General features: G+C 58.6%; 16 protein-coding genes and 1 pseudogene. 4 read left to right on the forward strand and 13 right to left on the reverse strand.

Features of this window, described 5'->3' with window-relative positions:
• The first annotated feature begins 439 nt into the window (after positions 1-439).
• Positions 440-1,405 carry a GlxA family transcriptional regulator gene (locus LJY18_RS18590; protein WP_238043419.1) on the forward strand — a complete coding sequence of 322 codons (966 nt, stop codon included), beginning with the start codon at positions 440-442 and terminating at the stop codon, positions 1,403-1,405.
• Between the two features lie 185 nt (positions 1,406-1,590).
• On the opposite strand, the gene LJY18_RS18595 is transcribed toward LJY18_RS18590, so the two are convergent.
• The 11 genes and pseudogenes from LJY18_RS18595 to LJY18_RS18645 form a co-directional block, all read right to left on the reverse strand.
• On the reverse strand, positions 1,591-3,045 hold the full coding sequence (locus LJY18_RS18595; protein WP_238043354.1) for a sodium:solute symporter family protein: 1,455 nt from the start codon (positions 3,043-3,045) through the stop codon (positions 1,591-1,593).
• A 214-nt stretch (positions 3,046-3,259) separates the two neighbouring features.
• Positions 3,260-4,846: a BCCT family transporter gene (locus tag LJY18_RS18600; RefSeq protein ID WP_238043355.1), complete on the reverse strand. Its 1,587-nt coding sequence runs from the start codon at positions 4,844-4,846 to the stop codon at positions 3,260-3,262.
• 139 nt (positions 4,847-4,985) lie between these two features.
• Positions 4,986-5,771 (reverse strand): creatininase, encoded by a 786-nt coding sequence (locus LJY18_RS18605; RefSeq protein WP_238043357.1) that lies wholly within the window; start codon positions 5,769-5,771, stop codon positions 4,986-4,988.
• Positions 5,772-6,098: 327 nt separating this feature from the next.
• Positions 6,099-7,310, reverse strand: a complete 1,212-nt coding sequence (locus LJY18_RS18610) for a M24 family metallopeptidase (RefSeq protein WP_238043359.1) — start codon at positions 7,308-7,310, stop codon at positions 6,099-6,101.
• Between the two features lie 626 nt (positions 7,311-7,936).
• Entirely contained in the window at positions 7,937-9,025 is a 1,089-nt protein-coding gene (locus LJY18_RS18615) for an ABC transporter ATP-binding protein (RefSeq protein ID WP_238043361.1), read from the reverse strand.
• A gap of 40 nt (positions 9,026-9,065) precedes the next feature.
• On the reverse strand, positions 9,066-9,863 hold the full coding sequence (locus tag LJY18_RS18620; RefSeq protein WP_238043363.1) for an ABC transporter permease: 798 nt from the start codon (positions 9,861-9,863) through the stop codon (positions 9,066-9,068).
• Positions 9,860-10,744, reverse strand: coding sequence for an ABC transporter permease (locus tag LJY18_RS18625; RefSeq protein WP_269137880.1), 885 nt, complete (start codon positions 10,742-10,744; stop codon positions 9,860-9,862). The genes LJY18_RS18620 and LJY18_RS18625 overlap by 4 nt, the downstream gene beginning before the upstream one ends.
• Before the next feature lie 68 nt (positions 10,745-10,812).
• Positions 10,813-11,940 (reverse strand): extracellular solute-binding protein, encoded by a 1,128-nt coding sequence (locus tag LJY18_RS18630; protein ID WP_238043366.1) that lies wholly within the window; start codon positions 11,938-11,940, stop codon positions 10,813-10,815.
• Positions 11,941-12,713: 773 nt separating this feature from the next.
• Positions 12,714-13,721: a GlxA family transcriptional regulator gene (locus LJY18_RS18635; RefSeq protein WP_238043367.1), complete on the reverse strand. Its 1,008-nt coding sequence runs from the start codon at positions 13,719-13,721 to the stop codon at positions 12,714-12,716.
• Between the two features lie 78 nt (positions 13,722-13,799).
• Positions 13,800-15,179 (reverse strand): L-serine ammonia-lyase, encoded by a 1,380-nt coding sequence (locus LJY18_RS18640; protein ID WP_238043368.1) that lies wholly within the window; start codon positions 15,177-15,179, stop codon positions 13,800-13,802.
• Positions 15,180-15,534: 355 nt separating this feature from the next.
• Positions 15,535-15,773 (reverse strand): annotated as a pseudogene (locus LJY18_RS18645) (site-specific integrase); the annotation flags it as partial.
• 100 nt (positions 15,774-15,873) lie between these two features.
• On the opposite strand from LJY18_RS18645, the gene dusA reads away from it, so the two are divergent.
• Together dusA and tal are read left to right on the forward strand one after the other, a co-directional pair.
• Positions 15,874-16,884: a tRNA dihydrouridine(20/20a) synthase DusA gene (gene dusA / locus LJY18_RS18650; protein WP_238043369.1), complete on the forward strand. Its 1,011-nt coding sequence runs from the start codon at positions 15,874-15,876 to the stop codon at positions 16,882-16,884.
• A gap of 41 nt (positions 16,885-16,925) precedes the next feature.
• Positions 16,926-17,852 (forward strand): transaldolase, encoded by a 927-nt coding sequence (tal, locus tag LJY18_RS18655; protein ID WP_238043370.1) that lies wholly within the window; start codon positions 16,926-16,928, stop codon positions 17,850-17,852.
• A 61-nt stretch (positions 17,853-17,913) separates the two neighbouring features.
• Here the strand turns inward: tal and rssC are convergent, their stop codons facing one another.
• Complete coding sequence (gene rssC, locus LJY18_RS18660) at positions 17,914-18,396, reverse strand: anti-sigma factor antagonist RssC (protein WP_238043421.1); 483 nt, start codon at positions 18,394-18,396, stop codon at positions 17,914-17,916.
• Between the two features lie 8 nt (positions 18,397-18,404).
• Positions 18,405-19,589: a two-component system response regulator RssB gene (gene rssB, locus LJY18_RS18665; RefSeq protein WP_238043371.1), complete on the reverse strand. Its 1,185-nt coding sequence runs from the start codon at positions 19,587-19,589 to the stop codon at positions 18,405-18,407.
• A 216-nt stretch (positions 19,590-19,805) separates the two neighbouring features.
• Between rssB and LJY18_RS18670 the strand changes: the two genes are divergently transcribed.
• The gene (locus LJY18_RS18670; protein ID WP_238043372.1) at positions 19,806-20,105 is read left to right on the forward strand and encodes a PilZ domain-containing protein; all 300 of its coding nucleotides are present in this window, start codon (positions 19,806-19,808) and stop codon (positions 20,103-20,105) included.
• Positions 20,106-20,174: the final 69 nt, after the last annotated feature.

A 20,174-nucleotide genomic window follows, 5' to 3' on the forward strand; every position in this document is an offset into this window, starting at 1 on the left:
ACCTGGCGCATTGCTTGGCGCTTCGGCTGGAGGCGGGATAGGTAATGCCTGTTGCAGCAGATTGTGCGAAATGCACCTGGGTGCCGTTTGCTCATTTCCGACGTGAAAGTGTTCAAACTGGTAAGCCGCCGCGGCTGTCGACGAAAGAGGAGATCAGCGGAACGAACCCGGTCGTTGCCGCTGAGGCAGGCCATCCGCTTTGCGCCTGCGCCACAGCAGCCGACAATGCCCCCCCGGCCCGATCAAAGCACTCTGCAATGGGTGTAAGATGCAGCCAGTGCAGGTGTTCCTGCGAATGTCCAACAACAATCAATCGCACCGTTGCCCCGGCTGCCGGCCCATGGCCTGCCAGCAATCGTGAGCGGCTGCAGTGGAGGAGAAGAAACAAATGGCACACGCATCGCCCCCGTTGGCAACGGCCGAGAACCAGCCTGCCGCGATGCCGGCCCAGCGAGTGAAAACCTTTGGTTTCCTGCTGAGCCCCAACTTCACCACGATCGGCTTCGCCTGCGCGATCGAGACACTGCGCATGGCCAACCTGGCTGCTAAACGCACCCTCTATCGAACCCTGTTGATCGCCGCGGACCATGAGCCAGTGCGCGCCAGCAACGGCATGTGTGTGGTACCGGATCACTCGATCAGCGACGCCCCCGAGCTTGACGCGTTGTTCGTGGTCGGTTCCAACCCGATTCCGGCGAAGAACGACCGCAATCTGCTCAACTGGCTACGCAAGCTGTCCGAGCACCATGTGCCACTGGGCGGTATCTGCACCGGCAGTCACCTGCTGGCCAGCGCGGATCTGCTCAAGGGCTACCGCTGCACCATCCACTGGGAAGACATCGAGCAGCTCAAGGATAAGTTCCCCGGGATCATCATCTCCAATCAGCTGTTCGAGCTGGACCGCGACCGCTACACCTGCTCCGGCGGCACCGCCTCCATGGACATGACTTTGCAACTGATCGCGCGCGAACCGGACGGCGTGGAGATCGCCACCCACGCAGCCGAGCTGCTGCTTTGCGACCGCATGCGCGGCTCTCGCGAACAACAGCGCGTGCCTTTGCGGCAGAAACTCGGCAACGCCCAGCCGAAGCTGAGCCAGATAGTCGCGATCATGGAGGCCAACCTGGAGGAGCCGCTGGAGCTGGAAGAACTCGCCCAACTCAACGAGATGTCGGTACGCCAGCTGGAGCGACTGTTTCACAAATATCTAGAGCGCAAGCCAGGCCAGTACTATCTGGAACTGCGCCTGAACCGCGCTCGCGATTTGCTTCTGCGTAGCGAGGCGCAGGTACGCGACATAGCCCTGTCGTGCGGCTTCGCCTCGCCAGCCCACTTCTCCAAGTGTTACAGCCGGCTCTTTGGTCACTCGCCACGCGGTGAGCGCAAGCAGAGCGCCCTGAGCTGAGGGCGCGCCAGCCCCATACATCAAGGTCACAGGCTGAAACGCTCCAGCAACTGATCCTGCTGTGCTACCTGCTCGACCATCACGTTGCATTGCCGAACTTGCTGCTTGGCACCGGACGGCAATTCTCACAGCAAAGAGCCACGGACTCTCTCGAGTCCGTGGCTCTGCTTATCCACTCAGACTGATTAGTCGCATTGAACGGTTGGCATTCGAGCGCGCGTGAACACAGACACGGTCACATAGCAGAAGGACGACGCCAGGCAGCCAATCAGCGGCCCTTCGACCCAGCCGATATCGGTGGTCAACAGCAGTCCACCGCTGGTAAAGAACCCCACCAACATCGCTACCAGGGCGCCGGTCACGTTGCCCTGCCAAAAGGTCGAGATGAACACCGGGCCGATCATCGCCGCCAGGAGAGTGCCGGAGCCGAGAATGCCCAACCAAGACAACATGAACGGCGGCGCATACATCATCATCAGCAGGCCCAACAGACCTAACGCCACTACCGCGATGCGGTTGATGGTCAGCGCGTGCGATGAGTCCACTTTGGCATGCTTGTTCAACGCCAGTCGCAGGTCATGCGAAGTCGCCGAGGCCACTGTGTGCAGCATCGAGTTGGCGGTGGACTTCATGGCGAAGATAATGAACAGGGTGATCAGGCCTTGCAGCGCTGGATGCATAAAGGTCTGCAGATACATCGGCATGGCATTGTCCGGGTCGGTCAATTGCGGGCCGAAGGCGCGCATGTACAGGCCGACGATCGGGATCAGACTGAGCAGCCCTCCAAGAATTGCCACATACACACCGACCTTGTGCATCTTCACCTTGGGTTTAAACGCCAGGAAGCGAATCGCCATATATGGCAGCACCGCGGCGAACAGGAAGGCATAAGGCAGCACTAGGAATACCGAACTCTTGCTGTTGCCATAGGGCGCTGCGGTGGTCGGGTTGAGCAAGTTCGTGTCGATGCTATTGAGGTTGCTCTGCCACAGCCCCAGATCGACGCTGGTGAACATCTGGATCATGATCACGATCGCTGCCAATGCCATGCCGCAGACCATCACAGTATCGGTCCAGGCCACTGCGGCCAGGCCGCCGAGCATGGTGTAGAGGATGATCACCGAGATCATTAACCAGGCGCTGCTGGTCATCCCGATATTCAACCAGGACGCGCCGAGAATGCCGACTGCCTTGATCTGGCTGACCAGGAACACCATCAGCAGGATGATGGTCATCAGCGCCGCCACGCCCTGCAGCAGACGCCCGCCGTTACCACCGCCATGAATCTGACCTATGTACTCGGGGATGGTGTTGCTGCCCATGGTCAGTGCGCGCTTCTGCATGTGGTTGGCGAAAAACAGCACCGCGATCATCATCGCCGGGGCGAAGAAGAAGTTGCCCAACACCTCAATGGCGCCGAACTCGTAAGCCACCGCCGGCGAACCCATGAAGCCCCAGCCACTGAAGCCGGTGGCGACGATGGTACTGGCCCCGACGAAGGCGCCGAGACTGCGCCCGGCGAGCAAAAAGCCACCTTCATCACTGTCTTTGACTTTGCGTGAAGAAAGGAAGCCGATCCCGATCATCACCCCGAAGGCAAGGATCAGCAGGCCCCAGTTGAAGATTTCATAAAAGTCCATGGCGCTTACTCCGCCTGTCCGGCTTTTTCTTTGGCGGAACGGCACAGATAGGTTCCGGCCGCAGTCAGGAGCATGGCGAGGTTGAGTGAAACGAAGAGCGTGAGTACCCAGGAGGTCATGAAATAAGCCTCTTAAATTGTTCTTGTAGGAGTTTTTTGACGGGTGACTGAGGATGGGCCGGCCGCCCAAGCTGGCGGCCGGCGGTACTTCAAACTTAAGTCGGTGCCTCTGACCGTAAAGCGCCCAGCTCCACCGGAGCTTCTGCGTGCAGCGCCTTGATCAAGCTCAGGCACATCAGCAGCATGATGAAAGAAAATGGCAATGCACTCGCAATAGCCGCCGTCTGCAGGGTGGCCAAGGATGCTGCACCACCGACAACCAGCAGCACACCAGCGACTACGCCCTGCATCCCACCCCAAAACACCCGGTGACGCTTGGCTGGGTGGATAGCGCCATGGGACATGATGGTGGTGAGTACTAAGGTCGCGGAATCGGCCGAGGTGATGAAGTAGGTGGCCACCAGCAGGGTGCCCAACCATAACGCCACAGTGCCAAGGCCGCCGAGGGACATGGAGTCAACCGTCACGAAGAAGGCGCTGGCGACATCCTTGGTCACAGCCGCGGAAATGCCCGCATCGCCGAACAACTCATGACTCACGGCGGTGCCACCAAAGGCCGCGATCCAGATGAAGGTCAACACTGTGGGCACCAGGATTACGCCCAGAATGAACTCACGAATGGTGCGACCACGGGATACTCGTGCGATAAACACGCCGACAAAGGGCGCCCACGACAGCCACCAGCCCCAATAGAACACCGTCCACCAGCCTTGCCAGCTGGATTTCCAACCCTCCCAGGCGGCTGGGTCCTGCTTGCTAGCGTCCGTCCAGAAACTCATCTCGATGACGTGCGCGAGATAATCGCCCGTGGCATCGACCAGCGACATGATGATGTAGCGGCTCGGCCCCCAGATGAAGAAGAACAGGATCAGGGCGATGGTCAGAATGATATTCAGCTCGCTGAGTTTCTTTACTCCGCGATTGACCCCGGACACCGCAGAGAACACGGCGACCGCAGTAATCACTGCGATCAACCCCAGCTGCACCAGCACAGAGCTTTCCAAGCCGAGCAGGCGACTCAGACCGGCATTGATCTGCTGCGCACCCAAACCCAGCGAAGTGGCCACGCCAAAGATGGTCGCCAGGATCGCCAAAATATCCACCGCATGCCCCCATGGGCCATCCATGGCGCGACCAAACAGAGGACGTAAGGTAGAGCGGATAGTTAGCGGAAGGCCCTTGCGAAAGGCAGCATAAGCCAACGCCAGGGCGACGATGCAGTAGATCGACCAGGCATGCAGGCCCCAGTGGAAGAAGGTGATGCGCATCGCGCTTTCCGCCGCTTCGGCGCTCATGCTGGTGGCGCTGAAGGGGTTGCCCTGCATATGGAACATCGGCTCTGCGATACTCCAGAAGATCAGGCCGATACCCTGGCCTGCGGAAAACACCATGGCGAACCAGGAAAAGTAACCGAACTCGGGTCGTTCATCCTGGCGCCCCAGGCGAATGCGACCGAAGCGACTAAAGGCCAACCAGCCATTGAATAATAGAAACAGCGCGGCGATCAGCACGTAATACCAGCTGAACGCATAGGTGATACCACTGCGCACTCGGTCGAACAACTCAGCGGCTTGCTCCTGAAACATCAGTAGACCCAGCATCACACCGGCGATCACCAGCAGCGAGCCCAGGGTTACCGTCGGGTTCAGGCCCTTTAGCCATGTACTCTGGGAAATAGCCACACAAACATCGTGTGGCCCCCCTGCGAGAATTGACGCGGCAGGCACCGCACTTTGTTCCGTACTCATATTGTTAGCCTCTCGATCATTCTTATATTTGTCAGAATCACTCGGCAAAACACTGCATCACACAGTCAAGTGCTTAGGAGGGAGCGTTGAACACTTCCTCGACAGCACTCGCAATACCCTCCACGCAGACTCGAAGAATCAACTCGCCTTTCTCGCGGCTGGCGCCAACAGCGGAAGACAAGGTACCGGGAGCCGGAGTGCGTTCGGGAATGATGGGGAAAACGTCATAGGGTGGAAAGCTTGCTGGCGGGTGATCGACAACCCGCTCCATATCGACTCGCTCAGGGTAGAGCGCCAACATAAGCGAGGTCTCGAATACCCCCCCATGCTCGATATCCCAGCCGAGAAAACCGTCCGGGTAGAGTTGTGCGATCACTTGTGGATCTTTGATGAAGTCCCAGTAGGAAAGCACCACTACCCGGAAGTCGTTGATGCCTGCATAGCGCAGCTCGCGCAATGCCAGATCGATACCCTCGACGATGAACATCGAGTTCTCGTAGTGCCCGTTCATCAGCACCAGGCGGCGCACACCATGACGTGCCAACTCACGAATGATGTCCTGAATACTGTGGGTCAGTGTGGCCCCGTCCAGACTTGTAGTACCGGGGAAGTGGTTGCCCCCACCGGATTTTTGCTGCGACTTGTAACCATAGTGCAAGGCTGGCAACACTAGCGCATCAATTCGCTGAGCCACCCGCTGGCTTACAGCCGTGGGCAATAGCACATCCACGTCCATGCACATGTGATGGCCGTGCTGTTCAAGCGCGCCGACCGGCAGGAACAACACCCGCTCACCACCGGCAATCGAGGCTTCGTACTCCTTCCATGTGAGCTCGCCTACAAAGACACTTTTATTCATTGTTGCTGTCCTCTAACGAATCCGCCAATGTGCTAGATCGTTGCTGCGCCATCTGCCCTCCAAAGAGATCAGGTCTCTGACCAAGGTGCGGAGGAAACTGAAGGAGTGCAATAGCCTCTTCCGGCAGGATGGTATGCCAAGTAGATATCATTGACGAACAACACCGCCGGCATGCCAAAGCGCATACGCCCCAAGGACTGGAAGCGAATATCCACCGAAACAAATTGCCATGTGTATTCACGCTGTTGCCTCCTGGCCTGATGGCCTAGGTACGAGACAATGGCAGCAGCGCAGCGGTGGTTTCCCCCTCTGCGCTGCATTCTGGCATTACTTGCGGATGATGTTGTGCTCCGGGCCGTACGGGAACTTGGTGATGTTCTCCGAACCCTGCTCGTTGACGATCAGAATGTCGTGCTCGCGGTAACCACCTGCGCCCGGCAGACCTTCAGGCAACATGATCATCGGCTCGATGGAAACCACCATGCCTGGCTCAAGAACTGTGTCGATGTCTTCACGCAGTTCTAGGCCGGCCTCGCGACCGTAATAGTGGCTCAGGGTGCCGAACGAGTGGCCGTAGCCGAAGGTGCGGTACTGCAGCAGGTCGTGTTTGAGGAAGATCTCGTTCAGCTCGCGCGCGATATCGCTGCAGCGCATGCCCGGCTTGATCAGCTTGAGACCGGCTTCGTGCACTTCGACGTTGACTTCCCACAGACGCAGGTGCTCGTCGGAGCAATGGTCGAGGAACAGGGTGCGTTCCAGCGCGGTGTAGTAGCCGGCGATCATCGGGAAGCAGTTCAGGCTGAGGATGTCGCCCTTGTTCACCTTGCGGCTGGTCACCGGGTTGTGCGCGCCGTCGGTGTTGATCCCGGACTGGAACCAGGTCCAGGTGTCCATCAGCTCGCCTTCTGGGAAGGTGCGAGCGATTTCACGGACCATCGCCTGAGTGGCGTGCAAGGCGACTTCGTATTCCGGTACCTGGTCACGCAACGCCTCAATTACCGCAGCGCCGCCGATGTCGGCAATACGTGCGCCGTGACGAATGATCGTGTGCTCTTCAGCGGACTTGACCAGGCGCATCTTCATGCAAGGAGCGGCGACGTCGACCAGCTCGGCGGACGGATAGCGCGCAGCCAGCTTGTCGCGGTTCTGCAAGTTCAGGTGATCGAACTCGATGCCGATACGGCCGGCCTTCGGCAGCGCCTGCTGGATGGCGACGAAGAAATTATCGCGCTGCCAGTCAGAGTAGACGATGTTGTCAGTGCCCACGGTACGGCGCCACGGCTGACCACCGTCGATGTTGGCAGAGATGGTCACGACCGCGTCTTGGGTCACCACCGCGGCATAGGGACGACCGAACGAGCAGTACACGAAGTCAGTGTAATAATTGACATTATGATACGAGGTGAAGATCGCCGCATCGATGTTTTCTGCCGCCATGTGGGCGCGCAGCTTGGCTTGGCGAGTGGCGTATTCCTGCGCAGAGAAGGTAGATTTTACTTTCTGGCCGTTTTGAATCCGGAGCGTCTGGGGCATTTGCATGGCGAGAACCCTTGTTGTTTTTCAGTGACTCGGCACATCCACTTAGCAGTGCCGTTGGGAAGCATTGCAACAGATGCCATCGTGCAGTTTTTGCACGTTTCCGACCTGTAATTGGTCATTCCCGCTCCCTCAGTCTGCCGGCAAGATCGCCTCGGCGATCTGGCTACCAGTGCCGACGGCACGCCTATACGCAAGACCCACGAGGCCGCCAGCGAGGCGCAACAAAATCGTGCGAAGCACGCGCCAGGAAAGGCATAGCAACGATCCCGCGGACTAATAAGAAGGCAACACACGGCTCAACGCCGCTGCCGTGGATGATGGCGCATGCAGTGGACGTGTCTCATTCACAATGTAACAACTCAAGATGGGGTAGCGACTAGGTCGATAAAAAGATGAGTTACAAGCCTACTGGGCCAAACAAACTGCGCGACGGAAGCCGTCGCCAGCGCCAAACAGAGATGAGCACGCTATTAGCCCCTATGCCTTAAAAAAGGGAACGCGCGGCACCTAGCTGCCACCCGCCCCCCTTTCGGTTTAGCCTGAGGTCGTGCTGAGATCACGAGGAAAGGTTCCTGGAGTGAGCCTTAGTTTCTGGCAGGGACTTTGGTCTGCGTAGCCTGTAATGCTCATTCACCCCGCAGGATCAGCGCACTCTCGCCCTCCCACTCGGCAAAGAGCTGCTGCCCACTGCGCATGCCAAGCTGGTCGTAATCGGCATGCATTTTCTGCACCTGCAGCTCGAGCCCACCCTCGGCCTCGAGATGGATGTTGACCATAGAGCCGATGAACTCCTCACCCACCACGATACAAGCCAGTCGGTTGGGTCGGCTCGGCTTTGCGCAGAGGTCTACATGTTCGGCGCTCAGGCAAACAGTGATCTGATCGCCAGGGGCGACCGTCTTGTCGTCCGGCAGCCGCGCCTGAAACTCGCCGTGCTCCGAGCTGAAATTAACCAGGCCCGCATCGTCGAAACCCGTGACGCTTCCGGTGAGGATGTTCTTACCGCCGACGAACTCGGCGACGAAGCGGTTGTGCGGCTCGCGGAAGACCTCCTGCGGCGAGCCAATTTGCTCGACTCGGCCCCGGCTCATGATCACCACGCGATCAGCCATGGCGAAGGCTTCGGACTGACTGTGGGTAACGTAGACGAAGGTGATGCCAAGATCCTTCTGCAGCCCGGTCAGCACGCTTTGCATGCGTATGCTCAAGTTGGCATCCAGCGCACTCAACGGCTCGTCGAGGAGCAGGATAGGTGGCTCGGTAACCAGCGAACGGGCCAGCGCCACGCGTTGCTTTTGGCCGCCTGAAAGCTGGCTAATGTCGCGCTCGGCGAACTCCTCCAAGTCTAGCCGCTCAAGCCAATGCAACGCCTTCTTACGCCGTTCGGCCTTAGCCATACCGCGCATTTTCAGACCGAACTCGACATTCTCGATCACGTTGAGGAACGGGAACAGCGCCAGATTCTGCCAGACCAGCGGGGTCTCACGCTCCCAGGAATAGAGGTCGTTGATCCGCACGCCGTTAAGCCGTATCTCGCCTTTGCTCGGCTTCTCTAGGCCGGCGAGCATACGAAGCGTCGTCGTCTTGCCGCAGCCGCTCGAGCCCATGATCGCAACAAACTCGCCCTTGTAGATCTCGAGATTCATGCATTCGACGGCTTGGAAACTGCCAAAATGCTTGACCACGTTGTCAAAAACCACCAGCGCTTGAGTCATGGCTGAAATCCTTCGGATTCGGGTGTATGGCGGGAGGCTGTCAGGTGCCCGTCGGCTTCTGCCGTCGCATCAGTAACAACTGGGCAACGATCACCAAGGTCATGGTGGTGATGAAGACGATAGTGCCGATCGCGTTGATGGTCGGGCTCACCTGCCCTTGCAGCGTGTTGAGGATGCGCACCGGCACCGTCTCGTTGAGCCCCGAGACGAACCAGGCAACGGCGAACTCGTCGAAGGAAACGGCCATGGTCACCAACAGCGCAGCGAAAACACTAGGCGCCGCGAATGGCATGATCACATAGCGCATAGCATTCCATTGGCTCGCGCCGAGATTCCACGCTGCCGCCTCAATATTCGGATCCATCTGTGCCAAGCGCATGCGGATAACCGCCATCGCGAACGGCGTGCACATCACGATATGGCTGATCATCACCGAATGCAGATCGCCGGAAAGCCCGATCCGCGACAGGAACGCGAGCATCGCCAGCCCCATGATCACCACCGGAATGGTCGGCGGAAGCAGCGCCAGCGCCATGTAGATGGACTTGCCGAAGAAGTGATAGCGGAAATCGGTATAGGCCGCCGTAAAGCCCAGCAGGGTTGACACCAGCGACACCACCATGCCCACCATCAGGCTGTTTCTGAATGCCTCCCACACCGCGGAGTCGGCGGCGATAGCCTCGTACCAGCGCAGGCTGAAACCACCCAACGGCAAGGACGGGAAACGGTCGACGTTGAACGAAAACACAAAACTGCCGGCAATCGGGGTGAAGATGAAGATGAACACCAGCACTACGTAACTGCGCAGCAACAGATTGATCAGACGATTCTCGTTCATGCGCGTCTCCGGTAGGCGAAGCCGATCGAAGCGAAGGCCGTGATCAGCAGCGTCACAATCATCATCGTTGCGATCACCGCCGCGCGTGGCCATTGCTGTCCCGACTTGGTGGTGTCAGTAATCAGCGTGCTCAAGGTCGGCGGCTGGCCACCGCCCAGGTAGAGTGGGCTGACGAAGTCACCGAAGGTCAGGATGAAGCAGAACAGCGCCGCGACGACGATACCGATCCGCGCCGAAGGTACTACCACTTGGAACACCGTGCGCACGCGGCCGCAACCGAGATTGTGGGCCGCCTCGATCAACGAGCGGTCGATGTACATCAGACTGAACAGCTGCAGCAGCACAACCAGTGGCAGGCATAGCGTGAAGTAGCCGACATAGGTGCCGAACGTGGAGTTGAGCATCGGCAACGGCCCCAGCCCGAGCTGGCCGATGGCGGCATTGAGGATACCGTTGTCGCTCAGAAACACCTGCCATGAGTAGGTACGCACCAGATAGCTGGTGAAAAACGGGGTGATCAGCATCAACACGATCAGCTGTTTGACCGATTCGCGGAACTTGAAGGCGATCGTGTAGGCGCACGGGAAGGCCACCAGGCTCACCAGCACCGTTGCTCCCGCAGCCATTGCCAGCGTGTGTAGATAGGCGTCCCAGAAGAATCCGCGGCTGAGCATGTAACTCCAGTTCAACCACTCGAACGTCGGCACCATCCGATAATTGCGCACAATCCAGAAGCTGATCGCCACCAGGAATGCCAGGGGAAAGACGAAGAAAATCAGCTGCCAGACCAGGATCGGCATTGAGAAGCAGAGGCCGTACCAAGGCAGGCGGAAGGATTTCCTGTCGACACGGGCCGGCACATGCGGCTTCGCGCCGCTCATGCCGGCGTCGATCCGCGGCGGGTCATCTCTCTTGCGTGAAGCCACTACGACCACCCCGCTGCTTATGCTCAGGCACTCTTGTATTCCGACCAGAAGTCATTCCACTCCTCCAGACTCTGCTGAACAGGGAGTTCGCGGTACTTGATGCGGCCATCGCGGATATCATCCATGACGTTGCGTTGGCCGATCACCATGTTCTGGCGCTGGGCTTCGGCGGGATCGACCTTACTCAGCAGCTCCCAGCCCTTCTTGCTCGGAATCAATGCAGGGTAAGCGGCCATTTTCGCCGTCTTGACCTGGCCTTCCGGCGCGGTGATGTACTGGATGAACTTCTTCGCCAGCTCGGGGCTGTGCGCGTTCTTGGCGATGCAATAGGACTCAGTCCACTGCAACCCACCCTCCTCCGGCACCACGGTCTTAACTGGCGCGCCGGAACGCTGCAACACCCCGGTAATCCAGTCGCCGATGCCGCACATCGCATGGATCTGACCGTTCTTCAGCGAGGAGAAGGTTCCGCCGTAATCGAAGAAACCACCGATCTGCGGACGCAGAGTCATGATTTTCTCCTGGACGGCTTTCCAATGCGCATCATCGATATCGTACGGACGCGAATTGCCATTGAGCAGGCTGATCTGCCCCAGGTTCGGCAGGTGCCAGTCGAAATGCCCGACCTTGCCCTTGAGGCTCTCGTCCCAGAACACGTCATAGCTATGCACCTTGGCCTCGGGAACCAGCTGGGTGTTGTAGGCGATGCCAAGAAAGCCAAAACGGATCAGTACTGAGTACAGCTCGCCGTCCTGCCAGTGCCCGGGAAATTTCTGAAATTCGGGGAAGAAGTCGTCGAAAGGGTAGTCGGCGGGGTCGAGCCGCTCGATGTAGCCGCCGGCGTTGAGCTGCTGCACGTATTCGGCGTCGGATAGGATTAAGTCAAAGGTGCCGGGGGGGGACTGTGAAATCAGTCCCAGCATGTTGTCGCCGCCCGTATAGTACTTGGCCTTTACCGTGACCCCGAACTGGCGTTCGAAGTCGCCGACGATATCCTGCTCGGCGTGCCCGGCCCACGCCAGGATGACCAGCTCTTTTTCAGTTGCGGCAAAGCCTCTCAAGGGTAAGACGCCAGCCAGGGCGGCGCTACCCGCCAGGATTCCGGTGGTTTTCAGAAATGTCCGTCGTGAAAGATCGATGCGATTATTCATTATTGTCTCTCCTCGATGATGGACAGGTGCTTCTGTCCTTCTAGCTCTGCCACTTGCTTTCTCCATCACGCCGTGACTTGAAGCTTAGACGCTGGTGCGACGTGCAAATGAAACTGAACAGCCCCTATTTACCGCCCAAAGTTCGAATGCCGTGGTGCAGGCCAGCTGCAACCTCATGCACTGAGTCGGATCGACTCAACGGAACGCAACACGCATCATCCCCACATACGGATAGTGTTTTCCTCAGGACAGCTTGGGGGCACCGTTCGCGCGGCCGTAGTCGTAGAAGCATTACGGAAATCGCTGCAATAGGTGGTATCGAGGTGAGAGGTAAAGATCACCGCATCAATAGTTTCTGCCGCCCCGTGGGCGCACAGCTTGACCTGGAGAGTGGCGTATCCCTGGGCCGAGAAAGTCGAATTGATTTTCTGGCCGCTCTGCATCCGAAACATGTTGGACATGGGCATGGCGAGAATTCATATAGTTTTATCGTGACTCGGCACACTGTTTTGGCAGGTGGCTGAAGTCATTCGAACAGATGCAGGCACTCAACTTTTGTACAATTCCGACCCGAAGATGGTCATACGCGACCACAAAACCGCCACCCAAAACGCCTGAACGTCCTTTTTGCCAGCCCTAGAGGACTTTCACCTCCAAGTCATCCAGCTCACCACAACAGTAAGTCAGAAAGGGCCGTGCCTGGCGCACCAAAAAAAGCCCGCACATGCGGCTGGCATGTACGGGCCTGAAAATGTTGCAGAGAGAATGCAGGATCAGTGCGTGGCCAGACGACAGCGCTGGGACTTGCTCCGGCGCTCGTGGCTCGGCGCAACGCCAAAGTGCTCGTGGTAGCACTTGGAAAAATGCGACGCGGTGACAAAACCGCAGCCCGAGGCGACATCAACTATCGGCAAAGCCGTCTGCTTGAGCATCTGCCGAGCCAGAATTAGGCGCAACTTCAAGTAGTAGCGCGACGGCGAGCAGCGTAAGTACTGGCAAAACAGCCGCTCAAGCTGTCGTCTCGACAACTCAATAAAGCTAGCCAGCTGATCCAGTTCGATGGGTTCCTGAAGATTAGCCTCCATCAGCGTTATAACTTCCTGCAACTTCGGTGGGGGACTGTCCAGCATGTGCCGGAATGATGCATGCCCTGGCGTCGGCCCGCTCCGGGCTTGCTCAAGAACCAACGTCTCACTGATTGCACCCACTAAAGCCGGACCGTGACTGCGGCCAATAAGTTGCAGCATCATATCCAGCCCTGCTCCGCTACTCGCTGCGGTGTAGCGGTCACGATCGAGAGCAAACTGCTGCGAACTAAGCAATACCTTGGGAAAAGCCTCGCCCATGTCGACCTTTAGCTCCCAGTTCGTCGAGCACTCATAGCCGTTCAGAAGCCCTGCATTAGCCAATAACCAGCTGCCGGATCCCAATGCTCCCAGATGCACGCCACGCGCAGCCTGATTCTGTAACAGGCGAATTTGTTCTGGACTACAAGCGCTCGCGCACGCATCACCGCCACAAATAATCAAGGCATCTAATTTCAATTCGACATTGGCGACGCCATCCGGGGATACCAACATACCGTTACTCGCACGCACTGGACGACCGTCCGCAGTCAGGGTTTTCCAACGATAGAGGTTACGCCCAGAAAACTGATTGGCCCGCCGCAAAGGCTCCAACACACTAGCCAGAGCAATCAAACTGAAATTGTCGGCAAGCAAGAAGCCAATCGCTTCCAAAGTAACCTCTGCTGGCTGTTTCAACGCTTCGAAACTGGACATGCTCACCTCTACTAGCCGGCAATGATCCGGCAGCGGGATATCTATTGGTACGATTAGGACGGGACTGAATGGCTCGACTCAACACTCGATCGCACTGACGGCCAGGCCACCGCGCGAGGTTTCCTTGTACTTGTCATGCATATCGGCGCCGGTGTCGCGCATGGTGCGGATCACTCGGTCGAGCGAGATGAAGTGCTGGCCGTCGCCGCGCAAGGCCATCTGTGCGGCATTGATCGCCTTCACCGCGGCGATCGCATTGCGCTCGATGCACGGCACCTGAACCAGCCCGCCAACCGGATCGCAGGTCAGTCCGAGGTTGTGCTCCAGACCGATCTCGGCGGCGTTTTCCAGCTGCTCCGGCGTGGCTCCGAGAATCTCCGCCAAACCGGCCGCGGCCATGGCGCAGGCCGAGCCGACCTCGCCCTGGCAACCGACTTCGGCGCCGGAGATCGAGGCGTTCTTCTTGCACAGAATGCCGACCGCCGCTGCGGCCAACAGGTAATCGACCACATCGGCTTCGCTGATCGCCGGGCTGAAGCGCACGTAGTAGTGCAGCACCGCCGGGATGATGCCGGCCGCGCCGTTGGTCGGCGCGGTGACCATGCGCCCGCCGGCGGCGTTCTCCTCGTTGACCGCCAGGGCGAACAGGTTGACCCATTCCATGCCACTGAGGGTCGAGCCGATCACGTTGGGCTTGCTCATTTCCTGCAGGCTGCGGTGCAGCTTGGCGGCGCGGCGCTTGACGTTGAGCCCGCCGGGCAGGATGCCCTCGTGCTTGAGACCCTGCTCGACACAGTCGCGCATGGCTTGCCACAGGCGCATCAGACCGCTGCGGATCTCCGCCTCGCTGTGCCAGGCCTTCTCGTTGGCCATCATCAATTCGGACACCCGCAGCCCATGCTCCTTGCACAGGCGCATCAACTCGTCGCCGCTGGAGAAGTCGTAAGGTAACTGGGTGTGATCCTGGTCCAGCTGGCCGGTGGCCGCCTGTTCGGCATCGACCACGAAACCGCCACCGACCGAATAATAGGTGCCGCTACTCAGCTCGCTGCCGTCGGCCGCGTAGGCCGTCAGGGTCATGGCATTCGGGTGATAGGGCAAGTTTTCCTCGAGCAGCAACATGTCGCGCTGCCAGTCGAAGGCAATCGACAAGCGCCCATCCAGCTGCAAGGTGCCGGTGCGGTGCAGGGCCTCAATGCGCGGCGCGATGTGCGCCGGGTCGATCTGATCCGGCCAGTCACCCATCAGGCCCATGATCACCGCGGTGTCGCTGCCATGACCGATGCCGGTGGCCGACAACGAGCCATACAGGCGCACTTCCACGCGTTGCACACGCTCAAGCTGGTGCCGCTCACGCAGCGCGCCAGTGAACAGCGCCGCGGCGCGCATGGGGCCGACGGTATGCGAGCTGGAGGGGCCGATACCGATCTTGAACAAGTCGAACACACTGATAGCCACTACGGCCTCCTCATCTGACTAAGCGCAGGAGTTGGGCGCTTGCTGAGGAGAATTGTCTGCCGACGACACCAGCTAAAATTGTCTAACTTCGACCTGAAAGTGCTCAAAGACACTGCTCATTGAAAACTGGTACCCATCGAGAAAAGCCAGAAAGCGGCCCGAGGCGTCCACTTAAACGACCTTGCAGCCTACTCGACGCACAGCATCAGAAGGCGTAAACAGAGCACGACAAGCTCATGGGTAGAGGTCTACGGCGATCTCCGTAGCCTTTTCTGGGCCTCAATCACGGGGTCCTTAATAATGAGTTCCAATCCCTCTGGCCAGAGACAGAAGCCACTACATACAGCTCCTAAACGTACTCAGCCAAATATAGGTCAATCATCTCCTTGACCGTAACGCCTTGCGATTTGCCTTCTCGATAGCGCCCGGCGAGGACAGGTCGGACTCGCGTTTTTTGATCCATGCCTAGGCCGACACCTTGCGGTCGAAGGTTTGGCTTTCCTGATAAACTATTGCGCCCTTTTGTACGATGCGGATCTGCACTGTATACGCCGTAGAGCCGTTCTTACGCTTGCAGGTAATGACTGTGTCCATAGGTTTTGCTACATGGCCGCTTTGTGTTGCTACATTGCAGCAACGCTGTAGCAGAAATAAGCAAAAACGTGGAAAACCGTAGTAAATGAGAGCGCAGTAAATGTTCGCTATAAGCCCGGAAAACCTAGCTATAACAGTGCACCCCGTATCTAGGAGGTTTTCTGTTGCCCCGATGATGGATTGGACGGATCGCCATTGCCGCTTTTTCCTGCGTCAACTCTCGCGGCATGCGCTGTTGTATACCGAGATGGTCACCACAGGCGCCCTGCTGCATGGCGATAGCGCGCGTTTTCTGCGCCACAGCGTAGCGGAATACCCGCTGGCACTGCAGCTCGGCGGTAGCGTGCCGGCCGAGCTGGCGGCCTGCGCCAAGTTGGCTGAAGCGGCGGGCTACGACGAGGTCAACCTGAATGTCGGCTGCCCCAGCGACCGGGTGCAGAACAACATGATCGGCGCCTGCCTGATGGCCCACCCGGCGCTGGTCGCCGAGTGCGTCAAGGCGATGGGTGATGCGGTGAGCATTCCAGTGACGGTCAAGCACCGTATCGGCATCGACGGCCGCGACAGCTACACCGAACTGTGCGACTTCATCGGTCAGGTGCGCGAAGCCGGTTGCCAGAGCTTTACCGTGCATGCGCGCATTGCCATTCTTTCCGGGCTCTCGCCCAAGGAAAACCGCGAAGTGCCGCCGCTGCGCTACGACCTGGCGGCGCAGGTCAAACGCGACTTCCCGGATCTGCAGATCATCCTCAACGGCGGCATCAAGACCTTGGAGGAATGCCAGACCCACCTGCAGACCTTCGATGGCGTCATGCTTGGCCGCGAGGCGTATCACAATCCCTATCTGCTGGCACAGGTCGATCAACAGCTATTCGGCTCGACGGCACCAGTACTCAGCCGCTTCGAGGCGATGCAATCGATGCGCGGCTATATCGCCGAGCACCTGGCTGAGGGCGGCAGCATGCACCACATCACCCGGCACATGCTCGGTCTGGCCCAGGGCTTCAACGGCGCCCGGCGCTTCCGCCAGCTATTGTCGGTGGATATTCACAAGACCGCCGAGCCCCTGGCGCTGTTCGACCAGGCGGCGCAATTGCTGCAAGGGCGCTGACTCGGGTAAGGTCATGCCATCAGTAACGACAAGGCAGTGCCATGACTTCCAAGCTGGATCAACTCAAACAGTTCACCACAGTGGTCGCCGATACTGGCGACCTCGATGCCATCGCCCGCATGCAACCGGTCGACGCCACCACCAACCCGTCACTGCTGCTCAAAGCCGCCGCCATGCCGCGCTACGCTCAGCTGCTGAAAAATGCAGTCAACGCCAGTCAGGGTGACCTGGGCCTGGCCTGCGACCGCTTCGGCGTGACGGTCGGCCAGGAAATCCTCAAGATCATCCCGGGGCGTATTTCCACTGAAGTCGATGCGCGCCTGTCCTTCGATACTCAGGCCACCTTGCGTCGCGCCGAACGTCTGATCGACCTGTATGACCAGGCGGGCATTGGCCGCGAGCGGGTACTGATCAAGATCGCCTCGACCTGGGAGGGTATCCGCGCCGCCGAACAACTGGAAAAAGCCGGTATCCAGTGCAACCTCACGCTGCTGTTCTCCTTCGCCCAAGCCCAGGCCTGCGCCGACGCCGGCGTGTTTCTGATCTCACCCTTCGTGGGCAGGATCTACGACTGGTACAAGAAGGCCGAAGGCCGTGATTTCGTCGGTGCAGAGGATCCCGGCGTGCAGTCGGTGACGCGCATCTACAACTACTACAAGGCCAACGGCTATGCGACCGTAGTGATGGGCGCCAGCTTCCGTAACATTGGCCAGATCGAGCAGTTGGCCGGTTGCGACCGCCTGACCATCAGCCCGGAACTGTTGCAGCAACTGGCCGATGACCAGTCACCGCTCGAGCGCAAGCTGAGCAGCGGCCAGCCCGCCGAAGCGCGTCAAAGCCTCGAACAAAGCCAGTTCCGCTGGGCGATGAACGAGGATCCGATGGCCACGGAAAAGCTTGCCGAAGGCATTCGTCAATTCGCTCGCGATCAGGAAAAGCTGGAAAAGCTGCTCGCCGATATCGCCTGAATGCAATGCGGGGCGCCGATTTTCATCGAACGCCCCGCACCTGTGAAAACAGCGTGATCTATCAGTAATGCTCTAGCGCGCTGACCAGATCGTGGAAAGCGGCACGATTGGAGTCATTCAGATCCATCAAAATGCGGTGAGCTTCCAGCACCTTGGCCCGCACCACCTCTTCCGATTGATCCTGCGATGGCAGATCGTCCAGGCACTCCGGACAGGGAATCGGCGTATCGACGATGTTGAACACCTGATCGAAGCCCATCGACTGCAACAGCCGGGTGATGTCGGGGTGGGTGGTCACCACGGTTGGCAGCAGACCAATCTTCTGCCGCGAGAGAATCGACAGCTTGGCCAGCAAGCCCAGGGTGGTGCTGTCGATGCTGCGAGTCTCGGTCAGGTCGATGACGATGGCGGAGAAATTCAGCGCGGTAAAAATCTTTTCAATGGTGGAATCCAGCGCCGAGCAAAGGGTCAGGCGCACTTCACCTACAAACTTCAGTACGAAGGTACCGTTTTGTTCGGCGAACTGGATTCTACCGGGGCTTATCCCAGGATTCATGCAAGGTTCCTGCTTAACACCAGCAAGGCAATATCATCCGGCATATCCGCCAGATTGGCCAGCCCCAACACTTGACGCAACCCATCCAGGGTTCCACCTGCCGAGTTGACCAAACGGGGCAGCGCGAGCTCTTTTTCCTGCAGGGTATCGCCTGGCAGCAGGTCGAGAATACCGTCGGACAGCAGCGTCAGGCTGAACGATTCGGGCAACTTCAGCACATGGTCGCTGTATTCGGCTTCATCGAACAAGCCAACCGGTAAACCACGACCCGTCAGGTAATGCGCTTCGCCTTCGCTGTACAGCACCGGCAGCGGTAGATGACCACCGATGCTGTAAGTCAGTTGACCCTGCTGCTCATCGATGACCCCACCGAGCATGGTCACGTGCTTGCCCAGCTTGCAATTGATCAAGCCGCGATTGATATGAGCGAGGACTTCCGAAGGCTTGAACTCGGGGAAACGACCATTGCGCCGCAACTCATAGAGCAAACGAGTGGTCATGAACTTCAGCAGTACAGTGACGAATGCCGATGACGCGCCATGTCCGGACACATCCGCGAGGTAAAAGGCGATGCGGCGTTCATCGACGCGGAAATAGTCGACGAAATCCCCGGAGAGGTAGAGCGACGGAATGATCTGGTGGGCGAATTGCAGGCCATCGGCTTTCCAGGGCGTGACCGGCAGCATGTTCATCTGTACCTGCCGACCGGCGTTCTGGTCCTCCTGCAACAGATGCAGGCTGGCTTGCAGCTCGCGGTTGGCGGCTTCCAGTTGCTCCCGATAACGCTGGTTCTCCAGACGCAGATGCGCACGATCCAGCGCACGGCGCACCGAATGTTCGAGCACCGCGAGGTCTTCCAGGGGTTTGATCAGGTAATCGGCGGCGCCCAGGCGCAAGGCTTCGACCGCGTCACTCATCACACCGGCGCCCGACACGACGATAACCGGGGTTTCTACCTGCAGTTGGTTGATCCGGCGAATCAGCTCTAGGCCATCGACCTGCGGCATGCGCAGATCGCAGATCACCACATCCGGCTGCTCGCGCTGGAATATGTCGAAGCCTTCCAGGCCATTAGAGGCTTGCAGAACGACGAAGCCACTGTCTTCCAAGTAGGCTGCGAGACTCGCGCGCACCACTTCGTCGTCATCGATAATCAGCAGCGTGGCACTGGTTTTGTGCATTGGGTATCCAGGCAAACTGCGCCGGGGCAAGGCTAGGCGTATGCACCAGGCCATCAGCCTGAGCGCGCGTACTCGGTAAGTCTCAAGGCGCTGACGGTACTCCCATACGCACCTCGATTCAAGCATGCGCCAGTCATCACTACGCGACTTTACAGCTCAAATCGGCGAAGGTTATAAGGACAGCAGGAGAACCCTACAACAAAGAGGATAGCGTCCATGAGCCAAAGTAATCACGATTACAGTGAAAAACGCGATTACATCCGCATGCGACTGGAAGCACCAGTGACCCTGCAGCATGCCGGAAAGGAAATTCCCGCACTGTGCCTCGACTTGTCGAGTACCGGCATGCAACTAGAGGCCGAGTGTGCGCTGAAGCTGGGCGACAAGATCAAGGTGCATATCGCCTCCGACCATAATCAACTCAAAGGGCTGATTGCCGAAGCCGAGGTTGTACGCGTCAGCGACCTGGACAATGGCCGCCAGACCCTGGGCCTGGCTATTTTGTCGATGAGTTGAAATCCGCAGCGCTCTATACGCAAAAAGGCGGCCTGACATGGCCGCCTTTTTTGCATGAAATGCTTGCAA

It is taken from the genome of Pseudomonas sp. MMS21 TM103, assembly GCF_022132145.1.
Taxonomy (GTDB): domain Bacteria; phylum Pseudomonadota; class Gammaproteobacteria; order Pseudomonadales; family Pseudomonadaceae; genus Aquipseudomonas.

Bases quoted from the DNA above. Each gene is read 5' to 3' on its own strand.
- LJY18_RS18590 (WP_238043419.1), top strand. From the start codon at position 440: ATGCCGGCCCAGCGAGTGAAAACCTTTGGTTTCCTGCTGAGCCCCAAC.
- LJY18_RS18595 (WP_238043354.1), bottom strand. From the start codon at position 3,045: ATGGACTTTTATGAAATCTTCAACTGGGGCCTGCTGATCCTTGCCTTC.
- LJY18_RS18605 (WP_238043357.1), bottom strand. From the start codon at position 5,771: ATGAATAAAAGTGTCTTTGTAGGCGAGCTCACATGGAAGGAGTACGAA.
- LJY18_RS18610 (WP_238043359.1), bottom strand. From the start codon at position 7,310: ATGCAAATGCCCCAGACGCTCCGGATTCAAAACGGCCAGAAAGTAAAA.
- LJY18_RS18615 (WP_238043361.1), bottom strand. From the start codon at position 9,025: ATGACTCAAGCGCTGGTGGTTTTTGACAACGTGGTCAAGCATTTTGGC.
- LJY18_RS18620 (WP_238043363.1), bottom strand. From the start codon at position 9,863: ATGAACGAGAATCGTCTGATCAATCTGTTGCTGCGCAGTTACGTAGTG.
- LJY18_RS18625 (WP_269137880.1), bottom strand. From the start codon at position 10,744: ATGAGCGGCGCGAAGCCGCATGTGCCGGCCCGTGTCGACAGGAAATCC.
- LJY18_RS18630 (WP_238043366.1), bottom strand. From the start codon at position 11,940: ATGAATAATCGCATCGATCTTTCACGACGGACATTTCTGAAAACCACC.
- LJY18_RS18635 (WP_238043367.1), bottom strand. From the start codon at position 13,721: ATGTCCAGTTTCGAAGCGTTGAAACAGCCAGCAGAGGTTACTTTGGAA.
- dusA (WP_238043369.1), top strand. From the start codon at position 15,874: ATGTTCGCTATAAGCCCGGAAAACCTAGCTATAACAGTGCACCCCGTA.
- tal (WP_238043370.1), top strand. From the start codon at position 16,926: ATGACTTCCAAGCTGGATCAACTCAAACAGTTCACCACAGTGGTCGCC.
- rssB (WP_238043371.1), bottom strand. From the start codon at position 19,589: ATGCACAAAACCAGTGCCACGCTGCTGATTATCGATGACGACGAAGTG.
- LJY18_RS18670 (WP_238043372.1), top strand. From the start codon at position 19,806: ATGAGCCAAAGTAATCACGATTACAGTGAAAAACGCGATTACATCCGC.